The following is a 20,804-nucleotide window of genomic DNA, read 5'->3' on the forward strand; positions in this document are numbered from 1 at the left end:
TTGACGAATTTTCTGCGCAACGGGTCGCTGCTTGCCTTTATGCTGGCGGCAATCGTCACGCTCTGCGCGGCATCCTCGGCGTTTGCCGTCGAACCGATCAAGATCGCCCGCGACGACGTGGCGCTCGACCTTTCGGGCGCCGTCGAAATCTACCGCAACCAGGGCGAGAATTTCCAGGTCTCGACGGCACCCGGCCCGGACGGGATCGTGCGGCGCATCGAGGTCGAGGCCAATGACGCTCGCTCGACCGGCGACTGGGCGGTGTTCGCGCTCGCTAATACCACCGACCAGCAGCTCGACAGGCTGATTGTCGCACCGCATTTCCGGCTGGTGAATTCCGGCCTGTTCTGGCCGGATCTCGGCTCGACCCGTATCGCCGCGATCACGCCCAGCGAAGGCTTTGCGCTCGACCGCCAGACCAGCCCCGACGCCGACGTGTTCCGGGTCACGCTGAACCCCGGAACGGTGATTACCTTCATCGCCGAGCTCGCCTCGCCCAAGCTGCCGCAGGTCTATCTGTGGGACCCTGAATCCTACAAGGACTCGGTCAATTCCTACACGCTGTTTCGTGGCATCGTCATCGGCATCGCCGGCCTGCTGGCGCTGTTCCTGACCATTCTTTTCGTCGTCAAAGGGACCTCGATGTTCCCGGCAACGGCGGCCCTGGCCTGGGCGGTGCTTGCCTATATCTGCGTCGATTTCGGCTTTCTCAACAAGATCATAGAGATATCACCGGGCAATGAGCAGATGTGGCGCGCCGGAACGGAGGTGGCGCTCGCGGCGACCTTCGTGGTGTTTCTGTTTGCCTATCTCAACCTCAACCGGTGGCATGGCCATTTCAGCTACGGCGCGCTGGTCTGGATTCTCGGGCTGGTGCTGATCGCCGGTGTCGCCATCATCGATCCGGCGGTTGCCGCCGGCATTGCCAGGCTGTCCTTCGCCGCAACCGCGCTTACCGGGCTCGGCCTGATCATCTTCCTCGGTATCCGCGGTTACGACCGCGCCATCATGCTGGTGCCCAGTTGGGTGATGGTTCTGCTGTGGCTATGCGGATCGTGGATGGCGATCACCGGCATGCTGGACAACGATATCGCCCAGCCGGCGCTGGGCGGCGGGCTGATCCTCATCATCCTGCTGATCGGCTTCACCGTGATGCAGCACGCTTTTGCCGGCGGCGCCCTGCATCAGGGCCTGTTCTCCGATCTTGAGCGGCAGGCGCTGGCGGTTGCCGGATCGGGCGATACTGTGTGGGACTGGGACGTGCTGCGCGACCGCGTCGTCACTCGTCCCGACGTCAGCATCCAGCTCGGTCTTGCGCCCAACAGCCTCGGCGGGCCCGCCCGCAACTGGCTGCCGGTGCTGCATGCCGACGACCGCGACACGTTTCGCACGACGCTCGACGTGGTGCTCGAGCACCGGCGCGGCCGGGTGTCGCAAAACTTCCGCCTGCGCGGCGCCGACGGACACTATCACTGGTTTGCGCTGCGCGCCCGGCCGGTGATCGGCTCGGACGGCGAGGTCATCCGCTGCGTCGGCACCATGGTCGATGTGACGGAGCAGAAGAAGTCCGAGGAACGGCTGCTGCATGACGCCGTACATGACAATCTGACCGGCCTGCCTAACCGCGAGCTGTTCATGAACCGGCTGGAGGCGATCATTTCGATCGCCCGCACCGAAGAGAAGGTGCGCCCGACCGTCTTCGTCATCGACATCGACCGCTTCAAGCAGGTCAATGACGGGCTCGGCATCTCGGCCGGCGACACCATCCTTTTGACCATCGCGCGGCGGCTGCACCGGCTGCTCAAGCCGAAGGATTCGCTGTCGCGCTTTGCCGGCGACCAGTTCGCGCTGATGCTTTTGTCGGAGCAGGATCCGGCTCGCATCGCGGCCATTGCCGATGCCATCAAGCACGCCATCAACAACCCGATCACCTTCGCCAAGCGCGAGATCGTGCTGACCGCCTCGATCGGGCTGATCACCTGGACCTCCACGCAGACCTCGGCCGAGGACATGGTCAAGGATGCCGAGCTTGCCATGCATCAGGCCAAGCGCTTCGGCGGCGACAGGATCGAGCCGTTCCGGCCCGCCTTCCGCACGGTCGGCACCGACCGGCTGCAGTTCGAGTCCGACCTGCGCCGCGCCATCGAGCGACGCGAATTCACGCTTGCCTATCAGCCGATCGTGCGGCTGGAGGACGGCAGCGTTGCCGGCTTCGAAGCGTTGCTGCGCTGGGACCATCCCCGGCGCGGCATGATCCCGCCGGCGGATTTCATTCCGGTTGCCGAAAACTGCGGCCTGATCGTGCAGCTTGGGCTGTTTGCCATGCAACAGGCTGCCGAAGACCTGGCGGGATGGCAAAAGCAGATCGGCGATGCACCGCTGTCGGTCTCGGTCAATCTGTCCAGCCGCCAGCTCATCCGCCGCGACCTGGTCAGCGACGTCCGCTCGGTGATCGCGCGGGCCAATCTGAAACCGCGCTGCTTCCGGCTCGAACTCACCGAATCGCTGGTGATGGACAATCCCGAGCAGACCGCTCATGTGCTGACCAAGCTAAAACAACTTGGCATCGGCCTGTCGCTGGACGATTTCGGCACCGGCTATTCATCGCTGGCCTATCTGACGCGCTTTCCGTTCGACACCATCAAGATCGACAAGAGCTTCGTCGACGACGCGACGCCGAAACGCGCGGTGCTGCTCAAATCCATGGTCAACATGGCGCATGAGCTCGGCCTGTCGGTCGTTGCCGAAGGTATTTCGGACGAAAGCGATGCGCTGGAGCTGCGGCAGATGGGCTGCGAATACGTGCAAAGCTTTATGTTCGGCGCGCCGATGCCCGGCGACCAGGTGCTGAAGACGCTGAAGGAACAGTATCCGCTCACTCAAGCGTAACAAATTTCGGGCGTGATGAGGCTCAGGCGTGACCGGCAGCCAGGCTGAGATGCGCGAGATCGATGCCGATCGAGGCAAGGATCCGGTCGTATTTGCGGTCGATGTCGGCGTCGAACAGAAGCTCGGCACTTGCCGGGCAAGTCAGCCAGCCATTCTCGGCGATCTCGTTTTCAAGCTGGCCCGCACCCCAGCCGGCATAACCGAGCGCCATCAGCGCCCGCCGGGGTCCGCGGCCGGAGGAGATGGCGCGCAATATGTCGACGGTCGCGGTCAGGCAGACGTCGTCGGACACGGCGAGCGAGGATTCCACCCGGTAGTCGCCCGAATGCAGGACGAAGCCGCGGCTGCGATCCACCGGTCCGCCATTGCGCACGACGAAGTCGCGCGCTGGCGGCGGCAGTCGAATCGCCTCCATCTCATTCATGATGCCTAGCTGCACGAGCAGGTCCGGAAACAGCATCTGCTGGGTCTGGTTGATGATCAGCCCCATCGCGCCTTCGTCGCTGTGCGCGCAGATGTAGATGACAGAGCGCGTGAAGCGGTCGTCCTTCATGCCGGGCATGGCGATCAGGAACTGGTCGTCGAGAAAGCCAGGTCCTGCGGCCGTCCTTTTATGGCGCAACAAATCCATGGCCACAGCGTAACGCGTTTCCGGGGCGTCGAAAAGATGGGCGGCGCCCGATTTGATCAGGCTCGTAAATCGACGGTCACGCAAATATGATGCCGGCCGCGTCATGAAATCATTGTGCGGCCATCAACGGACGATCAAATCACCGTCATGCAAAGCTTGAAAATCCTGCTGCTTGGTGTGGCCATTGGATCGGCGACCGGCTTCCCCGCCTCAGCCTCCTCGTCGGCCTGGTACAACAGCGAAGGCGGCAGGGTGCGGCTGGTAACGAGCGGCAAAGCCGACGAGGCCGGACGTCTCCAGGGCGTCCTCGACATTGCGCTGAAGCCCGGCTGGAAAACCTATTGGCGTGACCCGGGCGATGCGGGCGTGCCGCCACAGATCGACGTCTCGGCCAGCACCAACATTGCCGACGCGACGCTTTCGTTTCCGCCGCCGCAGCGCCATGACGACGGCTATGGCAAATGGGCCGGCTACGACCACCCGGTTTCGTTGCCGGTGACGTTCACGCTTGCCGCGCCCGGCCAGCCGGCCGTCATCGATGCGGACATTTTCCTCGGCATCTGCGAAACCATCTGCATCCCGGTGCAGGCAAGGCTGACCGTCGATCCCGGCGCCGATCCGGACAACGCCGAGGATGCGGCGCTGGTCAAGGCAGGCCTTGCAACCCTGCCCGCTGCCGCGACTCCTGGTTTCGGCATAAACGTACTGCCAGGGGACCACGAGACGCTGATTGTCGAGGCGAGCTTTCCGGGCAGTCCCGAGGCCGCCGACTTCTTCGTTGCCGGCGAACGCGACTACATGTTCGGTGCCCCCGCGCGCAGTGAAAAGGATGGCAAGCTGATCTTCACAGTGCCGATCCTCGACAGGCCGTCGACGACGCCAACCGATGGCGGCCTGCACTACACACTGATAAGTGCCGCTGGCGCGGTCGAAGGCCTGCTGCCTTTTCCGTGATGCCAGCGTCTGGACGGTTGCCGGGCGCGCCTTAGTTCGCTATCGCAAGGACACTCCCTTTCCATTCTCAAGCGAGGACCATCATGACGATCTCCGTTGGCGACAAACTGCCCGATGCGACCTTCAAGACAATGACCGCCGACGGTGCAAAGCCGATCACGACGGGCGAGATATTCTCGGGAAAGACGGTCGTGCTGTTTGGCGTTCCAGGCGCTTTCACGCCGACCTGCAGCAACAATCATCTGCCCGGCTACCTGGATAATTACGACGCCATCCTGGCGCGCGGCGTCGACACTATCGCCGTTGTCTCGGTCAACGATGTTCACGTCATGGGGGCTTGGGCCCGCTTCAGCGGCGGTGAAGGCAAAATCCTTTATCTTGCCGATGGCAATGGCGATTTCGCCAAATCGGTCGGCCTCGACGCCGACCTCTCCAGCGGCGGCATGGGGCTGCGCTCGAAGCGTTTTTCGATGATCGTCGACGACGGCAAGGTCACCGCGCTCAATGTCGAGACAAAGCCCGGCGTCGACGAATCCGGTGCGGCTCACATTCTCGGACAGCTTTCCGTCTTGGCGACAGCCTAGGCCAGGGACGGCAAAGGGCGCCTTCGAGCGCTCAGCGTCCAAAGGACGCTGACTTTTGCATCCGCGCATGATCCTTCCGAAAGCCGACCCGGTTTTCGGGGCCATGCGTCGGCGCTTCGGAACTGCTTGCTTTTGGGGACCTCGATTATGACTGACATCGTCTGGCGCAGCGTCGCGATCGGTATCGGCGCAACCGCGCTTATGGATGTCTGGGCGATTTTCCTGAACAAGGCGTTTGCTCAACCGCGGCCGAACTGGGGGCTGGTCGGCCGCTGGGTCTGGCATCTCAGGGAAGGCAAGGTCTTCCATGACGACATTGGCGAGGCCTCGCCCTACGCGCATGAATCAGTACTTGGCTGGGCCTTTCATTATGCTGTCGGCATCGTCTACGGCATCATACTGGTCGTGCTGGCCGGAACGGCCTGGCTCACCGCGCCGACCTTTCTGCCAGCCTTTATCCTCGGCATCGTCACCGTCGGCGCCGGGTGGTTTTTGCTGGCGCCCGGCATGGGTGCGGGCTGGGCTGCTTCGAAGCGCCCCAATCCGATGCAGGTCCGCGCCCTCAATCTCGTGTCGCATACGGTGTTTGCAATCGGACTGTTCGGCACCGCCCTTCTGATCCGCTGACACGCCAGCTCAACCGGATCAATAACTCTGGGTCGAGCGCCGAACCTTCTTGGCCGCCGATTGCTTGGACTGGGTGCCTTGCTTCGGCGGCACGGAGGCGAGCACGGGTTTCGCCGACTTCGTCTTGAATGGCGCCATGCCGAGCCGGGCCAATTCATCGGCGCGCTCGTTCTCGGGATGGCCGGCATGGCCCTTGACCCAATGCCAGGTGACCTGGTGGCGGTTGCGCGCCGCGTCGAGCTGCTGCCACAGCTCGGCATTCTTCACCGGCTGCCGGGCGGCGGTCTTCCAGCCGTTGCGCTTCCAGCCATCGATCCAGCCGAAAATGCCGTCCTTGACGTAGTTGCTGTCGGTATAGAGGTCGACGACGCAAGGCTCCTTGAGCGCATTGAGCGCCGAGATGGCAGCCAACAACTCCATGCGGTTGTTGGTGGTCAGAGCCTCGCCACCATGGAGCTCCTTGATGGCGCCGTTGAAGCGCAGGATTGCGCCCCAGCCGCCAGGCCCGGGATTGCCCGAACAGGCACCATCGGTGAAGATTTCGACGCGCTTGGTCATGTCAGTCCATATTCGGAAGGAGAGTTGATCGCCCGGTGGAAGCGCATCCGGCGGATATACTCGGTCGGGTCGCGTTTCATCACCAGCCCGCCGTCCGGGACCGTCAGCCAATCGTAGAGCCGGGTCAGCATGAAACGCAGCGCCGAGCCGCGCGCCAGCATCGGCAGCGCGGCTTTCTCGTCACTGCTCAACGGCCGCACGCTCTGGTAGCCGGCAAGCAGCGCCGTGCCCTTGGTCAGATTGAAGGAAAAATCCTTCTCGAAGCACCAGGCGTTGAGGCACGCGGCAACGTCATAGGCGTAGAGGTCGTTGCAGGCGAAATAGAAGTCGATCAGCCCGGACAGTTTCTCGCCGAGGAAGAACACATTGTCCGGGAAAAGATCAGCATGGATGATGCCTTGCGGCAGACCGTTCGGCCAGTTCCGCTCGAAATCAGCGAAGTCGGCATCGACCTCGGCCGCCAGTCCAGGCTCGACCTCATCGGCGCGGGCGCGGGCGGCATTCCACAGCTTGCGCCAGCCATCGATGGCAAGGGCGTTGGGGCGGGTCATCGGAAAATCCGCGCCGGCGAGATGCAGTGCCGCCAGTGCCTTGCCGACCTCGCCGCAATGCGCAGCCGTCGGCCGCCGCAGCGACAGGCCTTCGAGAAAGGTGATGACGACCGCCGGCCGGCCGGCAAGTGTTCCGATCACACCGCCATCATGTGCGGTGACCGGGAGCGGGCACGAAATGCCCTTTCTGGCCAGGTGGGCCATGAGGCCGAGAAAGAACGGCAGGTCAGCCTTGTCGACGCGCTTCTCGTAAAGCGTCAGGATGTAGGATCCGCTGCTGGTGTGCAGTAGAAAATTCGAGTTTTCGGTGCCTTCGGCGATGCCCTTGTAGGACAAGAGATCGCCGACCGGATAGTTGCTGAGGAACGCGCCGAGTTCGCCCTCATTGACGTCGGTGTAGACCGCCATCGTTGCTACGCAGCCCCGTTGACGAAGGCCATGTCGGCTGCCGTCAGTTCGACATCGCGCAACACCCGCATCACCGGAAAGTCCTCCGTCTCCGTCGCCGTCACGGCCAGCTCGATGGTCACGTCGAAGCGCTGTCTGAAAGCATCGACGATCTCGTCGACGATGATCTCTGGCGCCGAGGCGCCCGCCGACAGGCCGAGCGTCGAAATGCCGGCAATGTCATCCCACGGAATTTCGGAGGCGCGCTGCACGAGAAGCGACATCGAAGCGCCGGCGCGCTCGGCCACTTCGACCAGGCGTCGCGAGTTGGAGGAGTTAGGTGCGCCGACAACCAGGAAGAGATCGGCGCCGGCCGCTGTTTCCTTGACCGCTTCCTGGCGATTGGTGGTGGCATAGCAGATCGATTCCGCCGCCGGCGCATGCAGCTCGGGAAAACGCTGCTGCAGGGCGCGAATGATACCGGCGGTGTCCTCGACCGACAGCGTCGTCTGGGTGACGAAGCCGAGCGCTTGCGGGTCTGCAGGCACGAAGCTTGCGGCGTCGGCTTCGGTCTCGATCAGGGTGACCGCGCCGTCCGGCAACTGGCCCATTGTGCCGATCACCTCCGGGTGCCCGGCATGGCCGATCAAGAGCACGTGGCGGCCAAGCCGCTGATGGCGCATTGCCTGCTTGTGGACTTTCGAGACCAGCGGGCAAGTCGCGTCGAGATAGAACAGGTTGCGGGACTGGGCGTCTGCCGGCACCGATTTCGGCACGCCATGCGCCGAAAAGACGACCGGGCTCTGGCGATGCTCGGGCGGGATCTCGGAGAGCTCCTCGATGAACACTGCGCCGAGGCTTTGCAGCCCTTCGACGACGTAGCGGTTGTGCACGATCTCGTGGCGGACATAGACCGGCGCGCCGTATTTCTTCAGCGCTAGCACGACGATCTGGATGGCACGATCGACGCCCGCACAGAAACCGCGCGGCTGGCAGAGCCGGATGGTCAGCGGTGGCTTTGTGTGAAGCATGATTGCATCTTACGCTGATTGTAGGCCGGTTGATCCGGCTATGACTTCTGAGCTCAAGGCGCGAAATGAGGTGTGCGGCCCTGCCCTGTCAAGGGTTGTGGCGGCGATCATTGGTCTTTCGCCGGGCGGCGGAGCCAGGAGATAAGGACACCGGCAAGGGCGGCGGCAAGGCCGTACCAGGTTATCGCATATTGCAGATGGCTGTTCGGCAGGTCGATGACGGTGACACCGCCAACCGGCAGCCCGCCGGGGTTGGCCGCGGCGTTCGCATCGATGAAGATCGGCACCAGCGCCGCACCTGCCGGCAGGCCGGCGCTCGAGGCCATCGCGTCACGATCTTTCCAGTAGAAGATGTTCTTCTGCGGATCATTGTTGGGAAGCATCATCGAGGGCTTGGCCGACAGCGGGTTGCGGGCGAGCCCCATCACCGTCATTTTGCCCGTCACCTGCCCCTGCGGCCGCTTGGCTGGGTCCTTGAAATCGTAAGGCACGAAGCCGCGGTTGATCAGTACGAAACGGCCATCGTCGAGCTGCAGCGGCGTGAAGACATCGAAGCCGGACTGGCCTTCCCAGGTGGCGAGAAAATGCCGCTCGCCTTGATGCAGGAAAGTGCCGGTCAGCGTTACCGGCGTGTAGTCGACGTCGCCGGTGGCAGCAAACCGCTTTTCGACCTCGGCCAATGGCACAGGCGCCGAATGCGTGCGCTGGTCTATCGTCTGGAGAAGGCCCTCTTTCCAGTGCAGGCGCTGAACCTGCCAAGTGCCGAGCGCCAGCAGGATCAAAAACACGACGATACCCAGGCCGAGCGCCAATGCGCGCTTCGGCCGCGACCGGCCGGCCACCGAACCTGATGCCTCGCTCATTCGCCGCGGTCCAGCCGGCCCTCGGCCGCCTTGTGGCGGTATTGCAGCGTCAGCAGCACGCCCTTGATCAGCCTGAGCGCTGCCAGGCAGAGCACCAGCGTCAGCGGAATCCACAGCAGCAGATGCAGCCAGAGCGGCGGATTGAGCGTCACCTCCATCCACAGCGCCAGGCCGACGACGATGAAGCCGATGATCAGGATAACGAACACCGCCGGCCCGTCGCCGGCATCGGCGAAGGAATAATCGAGGCCGCAATTGGTGCAGCGATTGCCGACCGTGAGGAACCCGGAGAACAGCTTGCCCTCGCCACAGCGGGGGCAGCGGCCATGCAGGCCGGCCGAGATCGCATCGATTGGTGGCCAGATCGCCTTGTCGTCGCTCATGAGGTCATCCTAGGAGCATTTGCCGCAAAAGATAAGGCGGCCACGTCGCCGCAGCCGCCTTGTCGATTTCCTCAGCTCGATCTCAGTGCGGTTCGATCATCGCGCCGTTCGATGCCCAGACGTAGATCGAGGCAAACAGGAACAGCCACACCACGTCGACGAAGTGCCAGTACCAGGCGGCGGCCTCGAAGCCGAAATGCTGCTTGGGCGTGAAGTCGCCCTTCATGGCGCGGATCAGGCAGACCAGCAGGAAGATCGTTCCGATGATGACGTGGAAACCATGGAAGCCGGTCGCCATGAAGAAGGTGGCGCCGTAGATTGAATCCCTGAAGCCGAACGGCGCGTGCATGTACTCGTAGGCCTGCACCATGGTGAACAGCATGCCGAGGCCGACGGTCAGCACCAAGCCATTGATCAGGCCTTTGCGGTCGCCGTGGATGAGCGAGTGGTGCGCCCAGGTCACCGTGGTACCCGACAGAAGCAGGATGACGGTGTTGTAGAGCGGCAGATGGAAGGGGTCGAGAACTTCGAGGCCCTTGGGTGGCCAAACGCCGCCGGTGAAGGCGGTACGGGCGTATTGATGGACCTCGCCCGGAAACAGGCTGGCGTCGAAGAAGGCCCAGAACCAGGCGACGAAGAACATCACCTCGGAGGCGATGAACATGATCATGCCGTAGCGCAGGTGCAGCGACACGACACGGGTGTGGTGTCCCTCATGCGCTTCCTTGATCGTATCCGACCACCACGCGAACATCGTGTAGATGACGATCAACAGGCCGATGAAGAACAGCCATGGATTGGCGACATTGAAACCGAAGATCGGGAAATCGCCGCCCTTGAGGTATTGCATGTAACAGACGCCGCCGAACGCGGTCACCAGCGCCCCGACGGAGCCCAGGAAAGGCCACGGGCTCGGGTCGACGAGGTGGTAGTCATGTTGTGGTTTTGCGTGTGCGTCTGCCATATCAACCCCCGAGGCTTGCTTCGGTATCTGAAATCTTGTTGCGGCGGCCGTCGGCCGGCACCGATGATGCGACCGGCTTGGTCTTGTCGACCGGGAACATCGTGTAGGACAGGGTAATCGTCTTCAAATCCTTCAGTTCCGGCGCGTTGACGATGTCGGGATCGACATAGAACACGACCGGCATGTCCAGTGTCTCGCCGGGCTTCAGCGTCGTGTCGGTGAAGCAGAAACACTCGACCTTGTTGAAGTAAGGTCCGGCCAGTTCAGGCTGCACGTTGAAGGTGGCGCGTCCGGTGATGGGCCGGCTGAATTTGTTGGTCGCGCTGAAATGCGCCTCGGCGGTCTCGCCGATCTTGATGGTGATCGAGCGGGCGACCGGCTGGAATTGCCAGGGAACGCCGACGGTGTTGGCATCGAAGCGGATGGTGATGTCGCGGTCGAGCACCCGATCGGCATATTGCTGGGTCGCCCGTTTGACGGTGCCGCCGTAGCCTGTCGCCTGGCAGAACATCGCATAGAGCGGCACCGCGGCGTAGGCCATGCCGATCATGCCGCCGAAGAACGCGATGCAGACGCCAGCGACGACGCGGTTCGTATTTTTCTTCGTAGGATCGGTGACTGTTTGCCTGGTCATCGTCAGCTCACATCGAGCCGGGGAAACTGTGACCAAATTTCACGATGGTCGCGACGTAGAATATGACGACCAGCGCCGCCAGCGCGAAACCGATTGCGGCCGAGCGATTGCGGCGGGCCTTCTGCTGACGCTCGGTCAGCGTGACCAGTTCAAGCTTCTTTTCGGCCATGCTCATGCTCCACCGATGGTCAGCGCGCGCGCGACGACGCAATCGCCAAGGTAGGCGGCGAAGATGGCGAAGAGATAAAGCAGCGAATAGCCGAACAAGGCCTTGGCCGGCTTCATCGCCCTGTCGTCATCGGCCATTTGCAGCACCTTCCACGCATACCAGACGAAGCCGGCGCCGAGCAGCAATGCAACGATGCCATAGGCCGGCGTGGTGAAGCCGAGAACCCATGGCAGCACGCCAACCGGCGCGAGGACCAGCGCATAGGCAAAGATCTGGCGTCTGGTCGCGGGATGGCCGGCGACATTCGGCATCATCGGAATACCTGCCTTGGCGTAGTCCTCCGACTTGAACAGCGCGAGCGCCCAGAAATGCGGTGGCGTCCACAGGAAGATGATCAGGAACAGCACCAAGCTTTCGAGGCTGACCGATCCGGTTACCGCCGCCCAGCCGATGACCGGCGGAATGGCACCGGCGGCCCCGCCAATGACAATGTTCTGCGGCGTCCAGCGCTTCAGCCACATCGTATAGATGACGGCATAGAAAAAGATGGTGAAGGCCAGAAGCGACGCTGCCAACCAGTTGACCAGCACGCCGAGCGTCATCACCGACAGAACCGACAGCACCAATCCGAAGCTCAACGCCTCGCCTGGCCGGATGCGGCCGGCCGGCACGGGACGGCCGGCGGTGCGCGTCATCACCGCATCGATGTCTGCGTCGTACCACATGTTGAGCGCACCGGATGCGCCAGCACCAATGGCAATAGCCAGGATCGCGATCACCGCCAGCAGCGGATTGATGGTCACCGGGGCGGCGACCATGCCGACAAACGCGGTGAACACCACCAGCGACATGACGCGCGGCTTCAGCAGGGCGAAGAAATCGCCCGCCGTCGCTTCCGACATGCGGAAGCCCGGCTCGTCAATCAGTCTGTCTTCGGCAAGGGCCATGCGTACTTAAAGTCCATCATTCCGTTGGCCAAAACCGCCGGCCGGCCGGCGGTTCCGTATTAAAGGAGGCAACCGCCTACTTGATCTTCGGCAACTGTTCCCACTGGTGGAACGGCGGCGGCGAAGGCAGCTGCCATTCCAGCGTGGTCGCACCCTCGCCCCAAGGATTGGCGCCGGCGACGCGCTTCTTCTGGAACGCCTCGAAGACGCCGAACAGGAAGATGACGACGCCGACAGCCGAGATGTACGAGCCGTAGGACGACACCATATTCCAGCCGGCGAAGGCATCGGGATAGTCGATATAACGGCGCGGCATACCCGAAAGGCCGAGGAAGTGCTGCGGGAAAAAGACCAGGTTGACGCCGACGAAAGTGACCCAGAAGTGGGTGTTCGCGATCACCGGCGAATACATGTAGCCGGTCATCTTCGGGAACCAGTAGTACCAGCCTGCGAAGATGGCGAAGACCGCGCCCAGCGACAGCACGTAGTGGAAGTGCGCGACCACGAAATAGGTGTCGTGCAGCGGGCGGTCGAGGCCGGCATTGGCCAGCTGCACGCCGGTGACGCCGCCAACGGTGAACAGGAAGATGAAGCCGATCGCCCACAGCATCGGGGTCTTGAGCGAAATCGACCCGCCCCACATAGTGGCGATCCACGAGAAGATCTTCACACCCGTCGGCACCGCGATGACCATGGTGGCAAAGACGAAATAGCGCTGGGTGTCGAGCGACAGGCCCGTCGTGTACATGTGGTGGGCCCAGACGATGAAGCCCACCGCGCCGATGGCAACCATCGCATAGGCCATGCCGAGATAGCCGAACACCGGCTTCCTCGAAAAGGTCGAGATGATGTGGCTGATGATGCCGAAACCCGGCAGGATCAGAATGTAGACCTCCGGATGGCCGAAGAACCAGAACAGGTGCTGGAACAGGATCGGATCGCCGCCGCCGTCCGGGGCGAAGAAGGTGGTGCCGAAATTGCGGTCGGTCAAAAGCATGGTGATGCCGCCGGCCAGCACCGGCAACGACAGCAGCAGCAGGAAGGCCGTGATCAGCACCGACCAGGCGAACAGCGGCATCTTGTGCATGGTCATGCCGGGCGCGCGCATGTTGAAGATGGTGGTGATGAAGTTGATGGCACCAAGAATCGAGGAGGCGCCGGCGATGTGGATTGAAAGAATCGCCAGATCCATGGCCGGCCCAGGCTGGCCCGATGTCGACAGCGGCGGATAAAGCGTCCAGCCGCCGCCGACGCCATAGGCGCCGGGCGCACTCGGGACGAAGGCCGAGAAAATCAGCAGGATGAAAGCCGGCGGCAGCAGCCAGAACGACACGTTATTCATGCGCGGGAAGGCCATATCCGGCGCGCCGATCATGATCGGTACCATCCAGTTGGCAAAGCCGCCGATCAGCGCCGGCATCACCATGAAGAAGATCATGATCAGCGCATGCGCGGTGGTGAAAGCATTGTACATACTCTTGCCGCCGTCGATGGCGGCGTCGCCGTTCATGCCGTAGACCATCTGCGCCAGGCCAGTGAATATCTGGATGCCCGGCTCCTGCAATTCCATGCGCATGACGACCGACAAGGCGCCACCGATGCAGCCCGCCATGATTGCGAAGATCAGATAAAGCGTACCGATGTCCTTGTGGTTGGTCGAATACACCCACCGGACCCAGCCATGATATGGCTTGTGGTCGTGGTCGTCGTGAGCTGCAGCGTCTGCCATGGTCGGCTCCGTTCCCTGAATCTTTTCTGGTCGCGGCATCAGTTGCCGGCGGCCGCTACCTTGTTCGTGCCATCGACCTCGGCCATCAGCGCCTTGTTGGCGCCGGGAAGGTCGGTCTTGGCTGCCGCCAGCCAGGTCTTGTATTGCGCATCGGAGACGACGCGAATGGCGATCGGCATGAAGGCGTGGTCCTTGCCGCAGAGTTCCGAGCACTGGCCGTAATAGAGGCCTTCCTTGTCGGCCTTGAACCACACCTCGTTGATGCGACCCGGCACCGCATCGGTCTTGATGCCGAAGGACGGCATGGCAAAGGCGTGAATGACATCGGTCGCCGTCACCAGCACGCGGGTCATGGTGTTGACCGGCACCACCATCTCATTGTCGACGGCGAGCAGGCGCGGATACGCGGCGCGATCTTCCTTGCCGGCAGCAGCCCTGTCGGCATCCTGAAGGATCGCGGAATTGAAGGAAAGCGTGTTGTCGACCTGGTATTCGTAGTCCCAGTTCCACTGATTGCCGGTCGCCTTGACGGTCAGCTTGGCTTCTTCCGGCGGCGTGTACTGCGCGGTCAGCAGCTGGAACGAGGGAATGGCGAGACAGAGCAGGATGACGACGGGACCGACAGTCCAGATGACCTCGATCAGCGTGTTGTGGCTGGTGCGCGACGGGGTCGGGTTGACGCTCGCCCGGAACCGCAAAATGCAGTAGGCGATCAGAAAAAGCACCAAGGCGGTGATCACAATAATGAACGCGAACGAGTAGTTCCCGAACCATTCGATCTGCCGCATGATGTCGGTTGCCGGAGGCTGAAAACTGGTTTCCCAAGGTTGGGGCTGGGCTGCATGAGCGGATGCAGCGGCAAACAACGTGGCAGCGGCACTAGCTACGATTTTGGCGGTTGCCAGGAATTTTCTCATCGCCCTCGTCATCTCCCAGTTCCTCGCGATCGAACCGCAAGAATGTCGAACAATGCCGGGACGGGAATCCCGGACAATTCAAGGCTGGTTCAAACCATACTCTATTTGCCTCCGCAAGAAAGGAGCGCCGGAACCCGTGCGGCATTTTTGCGCGCAAGCGCGGCGCTGGCTTCGTGCGGTGACAGCTCGCCGCGAATCACCAGAGCGGCATCCGGGTAGAATGAGCCGCGCGGCGCGCGGAACCGTCGCAATTAGGGCGAAATTGGCACAGAAAAGCGCATTGTCGCCTGTGTCGGGGCAGATCGCCGGGGTCTCGTCCTTTACTTGGGTTTAGTGCGGCTTAAAGTGCCGTGATTCGCAATGGAGCCGTCATGAACCCTTGGCTTTCGAGAACCTTGGCGAAGGTCATCCTTGTTGCCGCCGCAATAGCCTTGCCCGGCGCCGGCCTGGCCAATGCCGCGCAGCCAAGCGGCACGGTGAAGTCGACGCATGGAGCGTGGTCGATCATCTGCGATACGCCGGCCGGTTCTACATCCGAACAATGCGTGATGATGCAGAACGTCGTCGCCGAGGACCGCCCGGAAATGGGGCTTTCCGTCGTCGTGCTGCGCACAGCCGACAACAAGGCCGAAATCCTGCGTGTGCTGGCGCCGCTCGGTGTGCTGTTGCCCAACGGCCTCGGCCTCAATGTCGACGGCAAGGATATCGGCCGCGCCTACTTCGTGCGCTGTTTCCAGGACGGCTGTTATGCCGAGGTCATCCTCGAAAAGCCGCTGCTCGACACGCTGAAGACCGGTACGTCCGCGACCTTCATCGTCTTCCAGACACCGGAAGAGGGCATCGGCATTCCCGTCGACCTCAAGGGTTTCGCCGACGGCTTCGCCGCCCTGCCCTGAACGCGGTGCTGTAGCACGATCCAGTGATGTTGACCGGCCGCGGTCACGGCAAGCCTCATTTCAGATTGTCTGCGCGGGCCTTCGCGCCTACATCGTGGGAAACAATCCTCCTGCGAACGGATACGCCATGAACAGCCTGATCGGCCAATTCGACATTTCCGACGATCGCATCAAGCAGATCGTCGCCGAGACTATCAACGGCGCCGATGACGGCGAACTGTTTCTCGAATACAGCGAAAGCGAAGCGCTGATGTTCGACAATGGCAAGCTGAAGACAGCGAATTTCAACACCGACCAGGGTTTCGGCCTGCGCGCCGTCGCCGGCGAAGCCAGCGGCTACGCCCATTCCAGCGATCTCTCCGAAGCCTCGCTGCTGCGCGCCGCCGATGCCGTTTCGACGGTGAAGAGCGGCTATTCCGGCACGCTTGCCGCAGCGCCCGCCCGCACCAACCGCCATCTCTACGGCGACGTAAACCCTATCCCCTCGCCTTCCTTCGAGGCCAAGGCCAAGCTGCTTCAGGAAATCGACGCGTGGCTGCGGTCCGAGGATCCGCGCGTCAGGCAGGTGACGGCGTCGCTCGCCGCCTCGTGGCAGCATGTCGAGATCGTGCGCGCCGACGGCCAGATGGTGCGCGACATCCGTCCGCTGGTCAGGATCAACGTGTCGGTGGTGGTCGGCGACGGCGACCGCCAGGAGAGCGGCTCCTACGGCATGGGAGGCCGCAAGGATTTTGGCGAATTCCTGGTCGAGGACAGCTGGCGGCACGCTGCCAAGGAGGCATTGCGGCAAGCGCTCGTCAATCTCGAAGCGGTTCCAGCACCTGCCGGCACTTTCGACATCGTGCTGTCGAGCGGCTGGCCGGGCGTCATGTTGCACGAAGCCGTCGGCCACGGGCTGGAAGGCGATTTCAACCGCAAGAAGACGTCGGCCTTCGCCGGCCTGCTTGGCCAGCAGGTGGCGGCGAAAGGCGTCACCGTCGTTGATGACGGCACCATGCCCGAGCGGCGAGGTTCGCTGACCGTCGACGACGAAGGCACGCCTTCGGCCCATAACGTGCTGATCGACGATGGCAAGCTGGTCGGCTACATGCAGGACCGCCAGAATGCCCGGCTGATGGGCATGAAAGCCACCGGCAACGGGCGGCGCCAAGGATACGCGCACGAGCCGATGCCACGCATGACCAACACCTACATGACAGCAGGCGGCATGGAGCCGGAGGAAATCATCGCCTCGGTCAAGAACGGCATCTATGCCGTGTCGTTCGGCGGCGGCCAGGTCGACATCACTTCAGGCAAGTTCGTGTTCGGCTGCACCGAGGCCTACATGATTGAGAACGGCAAGGTGACGCAACCGATCAAGGGCGCCATGCTGATCGGCAATGGGCCGGATGCCATGCATCGGGTTACGATGATCGGCAACGACATGAAGCTCGACACCGGCATCGGCATGTGCGGCAAGGCCGGACAGGGTGTGCCGGTCGGCGTCGGCCAGCCGCATCTCAGGATGAACCAGATGACGGTGGGTGGGACAAGAGTGTGAATCCTACTCATGTCGTTATACGCTTTGGCAGTTCATTCGTCGCTTGGGTTCAAGAAGGAAGATTATTTCTTCCGATATAAAGGGCGTGAATTTCGATACATTCCCAGATGGAAAGAAAATGAGACTGACAAGGTCGCTACGATTTTGCGTCGCGGCAACCACGTTGAAGCCAACGAAGCCTACCGGCTTCTAGCTGAATTGTTAAGTGTAATATCCTTTGAAAGAGATTGTAGGATCATTCTTTCATCGGGAGTGATCGCACATGGACATGGCTTCGACTTAGAGAAATTTTCGGGTGGCTACACGGAACGCAGATCCATTCCTGTAAGCGAGTTGAGTGACGAAATTTACTTCATACCTCCCGTTCGCAATGAAGCGCAGTCCGATGTTGTCCGCTTATATAGGGAAGCACGGTCATCCAATAGCATATACTTAGAAATTCTATTTTACTGGCACATTTTGAGCTATCCGGAAACTGATAACCAAAAGGCGATCCAATACGTAGATAGCTATCTGAACCACCAACACTATGTGGGAGGCGAGCTAGCTCGGATTGCTAGCGACCCAATGATGCTAAAGGACAAGAAAGACTTTATGTCTTTTGGATTTTATGTTGATAAAGCCATACAAAATTCGATAGCGCATTTTATTAGAAATCCGACGCGCAATGAAAAGGGAATTGACCTAGATAATTTCAATCAAATCAAACATTTCAATGATGTCTGCCGCGTATTGAAAATGGCGTCCAGATATAGAATAGAAAAAGAATTTGGGTTAGACGAACCTCACGATATAAGCGTGTTCATCTATACGAGACATTCCGACGCTCGCAATAGAACTTCATAGTATTTTTGACGCTGGTAACCATAAAGCGGGCCTCACCTTCACCGGAAGGTGGCAGATTCGCCCAGCGCGGCACGAAGGCACGCCACAGGGGCAGCCTGGCTTCAGGCATAGATGCCGGAGCGGACTCCCTCCAGATAGGCAAGCACCTTGTCCGTCTTGCCTTCGCGAACCAGATCGTAGGCGGTCTTTCCGGCCCAACCGGGGATCGGCTGATGCTTGAACCAGATCGCTGCACGTTGTTCATCACCGGCCATCTCGCCGGCCATCGCCAGGATACGGACAATGGGACTCAACGCGGTGTCGACCCTGCGCGCACCGGACTTGGCGGCAAGCGTGTTGCGGGCGATGCCGGTCAGGCCCGCCAGTTCGGTCATAGTGATCCCGAGCAGTTCAGCGACCCGCTTCGGCGAGAGAAACGGCGTCCGCTCCTCGCCGAAGCGCGATGCCGAAATCTCAAAGGCTTTGGTGCTCATTACAATTCCTAGCACATTTTGAACAACGCACGTTCAAATGCGCGTTGTTGGTGCGCATTTCGACGCCCCATAAATGCTGCTAGCGCCTTCGTCTCGGCTTCTCCAACAGCGCGACGGCCTCGACATGTGGCGACCACAGGAACTGGTCGATCGGGGTTACGCTCTTCAAGGCGTAACCGCCATCGAGGAGGATGCGAAGATCCCGCGCCAGCGTTACCGGATTGCAGGACACCGCGGCGACGAGCGGCACGTCGGAGCGCGCGATCTGCTTCGACTGGTCCTCGGCGCCGGCGCGAGGCGGGTCGAAAACTAGGCCGTCAAAGGCATTCAACTCCTTGAATGTGAGCGGCCTCCGGAACAGGTCGCGACGTTCGCCGGTCACCCGCTTCAGGCCGCTGCCGAAACGGAATGCCCGGTCGAGCGCCGCGAGTGCTGCCGCATCGCCTTCCACCGCATGAACCTCCGATCTTGCGGCCAGGCGCAGCGCGAAGCTGCCGCAGCCGGCGAAGAGATCGGCGACCTTTTTGGCACGCGCGAGATGCTGGCCGACAATGTTGGCCATCGCTTGTTCGGCAGCCTCGGTCGCCTGCAGGAAAGCGCCCGGAGGCACTGCGACGGCGACGCCACCAAACAGGACGACCGGTTTCTTTGGTTCGATAATGATCTCGCCGTCGACCGACAGCCTGGCCAGCCCCTCCGCGATGACGAAGTTGGAGGCGACGCGGCGCTGGTTCTCGCCGAGCTTGCCGGAATCGTGAACCGCGACATCGAGGCCGGAACCGGTCACCGTCACCGCCATGTGGAACGATTTGGTCGTGGTGCAGATCAGTCCGGCAAGCATCCTCAAACGGTCGAGCTCAGCGACTATCTGCGGCGCCGAGATCGGGCATTCCTCGATCGAGATGATCTCGGATGATAGCGCGCGGACGAAGCCGAACTGCATTCCCGCCTCGCTCCGCCGGGCGGTGAAGACGACGCGGCGGCGCGTGTGCGGCGCGCACGGCACCAGCGCGCCGACTTCGCAAACGATGCCCTTGCTTTTCAGCGCATGCACGACCTTTTCGCGCTTCCACTGGTGATAGGCTTCAGTCTCGAGATGCTGGACGGCGCAGCCGCCGCACGCGCCGAAATGCCGGCACGGCGGATCGACCCGCAGCGACGAAGCCTCAAGCACCGACATCAAGGTAGCGCGATCTTTCTCCCGCGCGGCGGTGACGACCTCTCCCGGCAGCGCGAACGGAATGAAAACCTCGCCGGTTTCCGTCTCGGCGATGCCGTCGCCCTGCGAGCCCAATTTTGCGATCGTGAAACGGGTGCTCATCGCTTCTGGGTCTCGACGTCCTTGATGCCGCCGAGCAGGAACTCGCGGTTGCCGTCGCCGCCCTCTATCGGCGACAGATGCAGCCCCAGTGAGCGCCAGCCGGGAATGGTGTCGAGCCAGTCCTGCATCAGGCCGGCAATGCGCGCCGCATCATAGGGGTCCTTCAGCAGGCCGCCCTTGCTGATCGCCTCGCGGCCGGCCTCGAATTGCGGCTTGACCAGAAACACGGCTTTTGCGCCGTTCCTGGCCAAGGCAAGCGCCGGCGGCAGCGCCAGTTTCAGCGAGATGAAGCTGACATCCGAGACGATGAAATCCGGCACACGGCCGCCGAGATCGGCGGTAGTCAGTTCGCGCGCATTCAGGCCTTCAATTACCGTCACGCGCGGATCGCCGGCAATGTCGGAGTGCATCTGGCCGTGCCCGACATCGATCGCCATGACATGCGCCGCGCCGCGTTCGAGCAGCACCTGCGTGAAGCCGCCGGTCGAGGCGCCGACATCGAGCGCTTCGCAGCCAGTTGGGTCGAGCGCGAAATGGTCGAGACCAGCCTTCAGCTTCAGCGCGGCGCGCGACACGTAACCTTGCGCCGGATCGTCAACGACGATGTTGCACTCAGGCAGAACGGCCTGGCCCGGCTTGATGGCGACGATGCCGTCGACCGTCACGGTGCCGCGCTCGACCGCGTCGCGGGCACGCGAGCGGCTGGCAAACAGGCCGCGCTGGACGAGCAATTCGTCGAGCCGCTGGCGTATGCTGGCTGGCGGAAGGGAAGTCATCGGCCTTCATGGCGAAAGCCAACGATGATGGCAAGGATATTGGCGATGAGAGAAGGCATAGTTGGAAAAGCGAGTGAACTCATCAGCCGCTGTGCTGTTTGTCAAATCTCGCACGAGACCCGACGCAATGCTAA

General features: G+C 61.9%; 22 protein-coding genes. 7 read left to right on the forward strand and 15 right to left on the reverse strand.

Annotated features, from left to right (window positions below; all coding sequences use genetic code 11):
- A complete protein-coding gene (locus NKI19_RS17545) occupies positions 1–2,889 on the forward strand; it encodes an EAL domain-containing protein (protein WP_292657502.1) in 2,889 nt (962 codons plus the stop codon).
- Between the two features lie 22 nt (positions 2,890–2,911).
- Here NKI19_RS17545 and NKI19_RS17550 read toward each other — a convergent pair whose 3' ends face one another.
- Positions 2,912–3,520 carry a YqgE/AlgH family protein gene (locus NKI19_RS17550; RefSeq protein ID WP_352489755.1) on the reverse strand — a complete coding sequence of 203 codons (609 nt, stop codon included), beginning with the start codon at positions 3,518–3,520 and terminating at the stop codon, positions 2,912–2,914.
- 147 nt (positions 3,521–3,667) lie between these two features.
- On the opposite strand from NKI19_RS17550, the gene NKI19_RS17555 reads away from it, so the two are divergent.
- The 3 genes from NKI19_RS17555 to NKI19_RS17565 all read left to right on the forward strand — a co-directional run bounded on the left by NKI19_RS17555 (position 3,668) and on the right by NKI19_RS17565 (position 5,685).
- Positions 3,668–4,474: a protein-disulfide reductase DsbD domain-containing protein gene (locus tag NKI19_RS17555; protein ID WP_352489624.1), complete on the forward strand. Its 807-nt coding sequence runs from the start codon at positions 3,668–3,670 to the stop codon at positions 4,472–4,474.
- A gap of 83 nt (positions 4,475–4,557) precedes the next feature.
- On the forward strand, positions 4,558–5,058 hold the full coding sequence (locus tag NKI19_RS17560; protein WP_292657494.1) for a peroxiredoxin: 501 nt from the start codon (positions 4,558–4,560) through the stop codon (positions 5,056–5,058).
- A 147-nt stretch (positions 5,059–5,205) separates the two neighbouring features.
- Positions 5,206–5,685 carry a DUF2938 domain-containing protein gene (locus NKI19_RS17565; RefSeq protein WP_352489623.1) on the forward strand — a complete coding sequence of 160 codons (480 nt, stop codon included), beginning with the start codon at positions 5,206–5,208 and terminating at the stop codon, positions 5,683–5,685.
- An 18-nt stretch (positions 5,686–5,703) separates the two neighbouring features.
- Here the strand turns inward: NKI19_RS17565 and rnhA are convergent, their stop codons facing one another.
- From rnhA to coxB, 11 genes are all read right to left on the reverse strand, one after another.
- Positions 5,704–6,243 carry a ribonuclease HI gene (rnhA, locus tag NKI19_RS17570; RefSeq protein ID WP_352489622.1) on the reverse strand — a complete coding sequence of 180 codons (540 nt, stop codon included), beginning with the start codon at positions 6,241–6,243 and terminating at the stop codon, positions 5,704–5,706.
- Positions 6,240–7,202, reverse strand: a complete 963-nt coding sequence (locus tag NKI19_RS17575; RefSeq protein ID WP_352489620.1) for a homoserine kinase — start codon at positions 7,200–7,202, stop codon at positions 6,240–6,242. Before NKI19_RS17575 ends, rnhA begins: the two co-directional genes overlap by 4 nt.
- Before the next feature lie 5 nt (positions 7,203–7,207).
- Positions 7,208–8,212 (reverse strand): 4-hydroxy-3-methylbut-2-enyl diphosphate reductase, encoded by a 1,005-nt coding sequence (ispH, locus tag NKI19_RS17580; RefSeq protein ID WP_352489619.1) that lies wholly within the window; start codon positions 8,210–8,212, stop codon positions 7,208–7,210.
- Between the two features lie 107 nt (positions 8,213–8,319).
- A complete protein-coding gene (locus NKI19_RS17585; RefSeq protein ID WP_352489618.1) occupies positions 8,320–9,075 on the reverse strand; it encodes an SURF1 family protein in 756 nt (251 codons plus the stop codon).
- Positions 9,072–9,458, reverse strand: coding sequence for a DUF983 domain-containing protein (locus tag NKI19_RS17590; RefSeq protein WP_352489617.1), 387 nt, complete (start codon positions 9,456–9,458; stop codon positions 9,072–9,074). Before NKI19_RS17590 ends, NKI19_RS17585 begins: the two co-directional genes overlap by 4 nt.
- 82 nt (positions 9,459–9,540) lie before the next feature.
- The gene (locus tag NKI19_RS17595; RefSeq protein WP_023674137.1) at positions 9,541–10,422 is read right to left on the reverse strand and encodes a cytochrome c oxidase subunit 3; all 882 of its coding nucleotides are present in this window, start codon (positions 10,420–10,422) and stop codon (positions 9,541–9,543) included.
- Between the two features lies 1 nt (position 10,423).
- Positions 10,424–11,056: a cytochrome c oxidase assembly protein gene (locus tag NKI19_RS17600; protein ID WP_352489616.1), complete on the reverse strand. Its 633-nt coding sequence runs from the start codon at positions 11,054–11,056 to the stop codon at positions 10,424–10,426.
- A gap of 7 nt (positions 11,057–11,063) precedes the next feature.
- Positions 11,064–11,231 (reverse strand): cytochrome c oxidase system small membrane protein, encoded by a 168-nt coding sequence (locus NKI19_RS17605; RefSeq protein WP_023674135.1) that lies wholly within the window; start codon positions 11,229–11,231, stop codon positions 11,064–11,066.
- Positions 11,228–12,172, reverse strand: coding sequence for a heme o synthase (locus tag NKI19_RS17610; protein WP_292657469.1), 945 nt, complete (start codon positions 12,170–12,172; stop codon positions 11,228–11,230). The genes NKI19_RS17605 and NKI19_RS17610 overlap by 4 nt, the downstream gene beginning before the upstream one ends.
- 76 nt (positions 12,173–12,248) lie before the next feature.
- On the reverse strand, positions 12,249–13,901 hold the full coding sequence (gene ctaD, locus NKI19_RS17615; protein ID WP_292657466.1) for a cytochrome c oxidase subunit I: 1,653 nt from the start codon (positions 13,899–13,901) through the stop codon (positions 12,249–12,251).
- A gap of 38 nt (positions 13,902–13,939) precedes the next feature.
- Positions 13,940–14,818, reverse strand: a complete 879-nt coding sequence (gene coxB, locus NKI19_RS17620; RefSeq protein WP_352489615.1) for a cytochrome c oxidase subunit II — start codon at positions 14,816–14,818, stop codon at positions 13,940–13,942.
- A 371-nt stretch (positions 14,819–15,189) separates the two neighbouring features.
- On the opposite strand from coxB, the gene NKI19_RS17625 reads away from it, so the two are divergent.
- From NKI19_RS17625 to mauJ, 3 genes are all read left to right on the forward strand, one after another.
- Entirely contained in the window at positions 15,190–15,714 is a 525-nt protein-coding gene (locus tag NKI19_RS17625; RefSeq protein WP_352489614.1) for an invasion associated locus B family protein, read from the forward strand.
- A 127-nt stretch (positions 15,715–15,841) separates the two neighbouring features.
- Positions 15,842–17,254 carry a metalloprotease TldD gene (gene tldD / locus NKI19_RS17630; protein WP_352489613.1) on the forward strand — a complete coding sequence of 471 codons (1,413 nt, stop codon included), beginning with the start codon at positions 15,842–15,844 and terminating at the stop codon, positions 17,252–17,254.
- 9 nt (positions 17,255–17,263) lie between these two features.
- Positions 17,264–18,100, forward strand: a complete 837-nt coding sequence (gene mauJ, locus NKI19_RS17635; protein ID WP_352489612.1) for a methylamine utilization protein MauJ — start codon at positions 17,264–17,266, stop codon at positions 18,098–18,100.
- 101 nt (positions 18,101–18,201) lie between these two features.
- Here the strand turns inward: mauJ and NKI19_RS17640 are convergent, their stop codons facing one another.
- The 3 genes from NKI19_RS17640 to NKI19_RS17650 form a co-directional block, all read right to left on the reverse strand.
- Positions 18,202–18,573, reverse strand: a complete 372-nt coding sequence (locus tag NKI19_RS17640; RefSeq protein ID WP_352489611.1) for an antitoxin Xre/MbcA/ParS toxin-binding domain-containing protein — start codon at positions 18,571–18,573, stop codon at positions 18,202–18,204.
- A 79-nt stretch (positions 18,574–18,652) separates the two neighbouring features.
- Positions 18,653–19,894 carry a class I SAM-dependent RNA methyltransferase gene (locus NKI19_RS17645; protein WP_352489610.1) on the reverse strand — a complete coding sequence of 414 codons (1,242 nt, stop codon included), beginning with the start codon at positions 19,892–19,894 and terminating at the stop codon, positions 18,653–18,655.
- Positions 19,891–20,670, reverse strand: coding sequence for a TlyA family RNA methyltransferase (locus NKI19_RS17650; RefSeq protein WP_352489609.1), 780 nt, complete (start codon positions 20,668–20,670; stop codon positions 19,891–19,893). The genes NKI19_RS17645 and NKI19_RS17650 overlap by 4 nt, the downstream gene beginning before the upstream one ends.
- Positions 20,671–20,804 lie beyond the last annotated feature (134 nt).

This window comes from Mesorhizobium sp. M0751 (assembly GCF_040320265.1).
Classification (GTDB): Bacteria; Pseudomonadota; Alphaproteobacteria; order Rhizobiales; family Rhizobiaceae; genus Mesorhizobium.

What these genes read in the sequence shown, in the direction of transcription:
- NKI19_RS17550 (WP_352489755.1), bottom strand. Translation starts at nt 3,520, where the DNA reads ATGGATTTGTTGCGCCATAAAAGGACGGCCGCAGGACCTGGCTTTCTC.
- NKI19_RS17555 (WP_352489624.1), top strand. Translation starts at nt 3,668, where the DNA reads ATGCAAAGCTTGAAAATCCTGCTGCTTGGTGTGGCCATTGGATCGGCG.
- NKI19_RS17560 (WP_292657494.1), top strand. Translation starts at nt 4,558, where the DNA reads ATGACGATCTCCGTTGGCGACAAACTGCCCGATGCGACCTTCAAGACA.
- NKI19_RS17565 (WP_352489623.1), top strand. Translation starts at nt 5,206, where the DNA reads ATGACTGACATCGTCTGGCGCAGCGTCGCGATCGGTATCGGCGCAACC.
- rnhA (WP_352489622.1), bottom strand. Translation starts at nt 6,243, where the DNA reads ATGACCAAGCGCGTCGAAATCTTCACCGATGGTGCCTGTTCGGGCAAT.
- NKI19_RS17575 (WP_352489620.1), bottom strand. Translation starts at nt 7,202, where the DNA reads ATGGCGGTCTACACCGACGTCAATGAGGGCGAACTCGGCGCGTTCCTC.
- ispH (WP_352489619.1), bottom strand. Translation starts at nt 8,212, where the DNA reads ATGCTTCACACAAAGCCACCGCTGACCATCCGGCTCTGCCAGCCGCGC.
- NKI19_RS17585 (WP_352489618.1), bottom strand. Translation starts at nt 9,075, where the DNA reads ATGAGCGAGGCATCAGGTTCGGTGGCCGGCCGGTCGCGGCCGAAGCGC.
- NKI19_RS17590 (WP_352489617.1), bottom strand. Translation starts at nt 9,458, where the DNA reads ATGAGCGACGACAAGGCGATCTGGCCACCAATCGATGCGATCTCGGCC.
- NKI19_RS17595 (WP_023674137.1), bottom strand. Translation starts at nt 10,422, where the DNA reads ATGGCAGACGCACACGCAAAACCACAACATGACTACCACCTCGTCGAC.
- NKI19_RS17600 (WP_352489616.1), bottom strand. Translation starts at nt 11,056, where the DNA reads ATGACCAGGCAAACAGTCACCGATCCTACGAAGAAAAATACGAACCGC.
- NKI19_RS17605 (WP_023674135.1), bottom strand. Translation starts at nt 11,231, where the DNA reads ATGAGCATGGCCGAAAAGAAGCTTGAACTGGTCACGCTGACCGAGCGT.
- NKI19_RS17610 (WP_292657469.1), bottom strand. Translation starts at nt 12,172, where the DNA reads ATGGCCCTTGCCGAAGACAGACTGATTGACGAGCCGGGCTTCCGCATG.
- ctaD (WP_292657466.1), bottom strand. Translation starts at nt 13,901, where the DNA reads ATGGCAGACGCTGCAGCTCACGACGACCACGACCACAAGCCATATCAT.
- coxB (WP_352489615.1), bottom strand. Translation starts at nt 14,818, where the DNA reads ATGAGAAAATTCCTGGCAACCGCCAAAATCGTAGCTAGTGCCGCTGCC.
- NKI19_RS17625 (WP_352489614.1), top strand. Translation starts at nt 15,190, where the DNA reads ATGAACCCTTGGCTTTCGAGAACCTTGGCGAAGGTCATCCTTGTTGCC.
- tldD (WP_352489613.1), top strand. Translation starts at nt 15,842, where the DNA reads ATGAACAGCCTGATCGGCCAATTCGACATTTCCGACGATCGCATCAAG.
- mauJ (WP_352489612.1), top strand. Translation starts at nt 17,264, where the DNA reads ATGTCGTTATACGCTTTGGCAGTTCATTCGTCGCTTGGGTTCAAGAAG.
- NKI19_RS17640 (WP_352489611.1), bottom strand. Translation starts at nt 18,573, where the DNA reads ATGAGCACCAAAGCCTTTGAGATTTCGGCATCGCGCTTCGGCGAGGAG.
- NKI19_RS17645 (WP_352489610.1), bottom strand. Translation starts at nt 19,894, where the DNA reads ATGAGCACCCGTTTCACGATCGCAAAATTGGGCTCGCAGGGCGACGGC.
- NKI19_RS17650 (WP_352489609.1), bottom strand. Translation starts at nt 20,670, where the DNA reads ATGACTTCCCTTCCGCCAGCCAGCATACGCCAGCGGCTCGACGAATTG.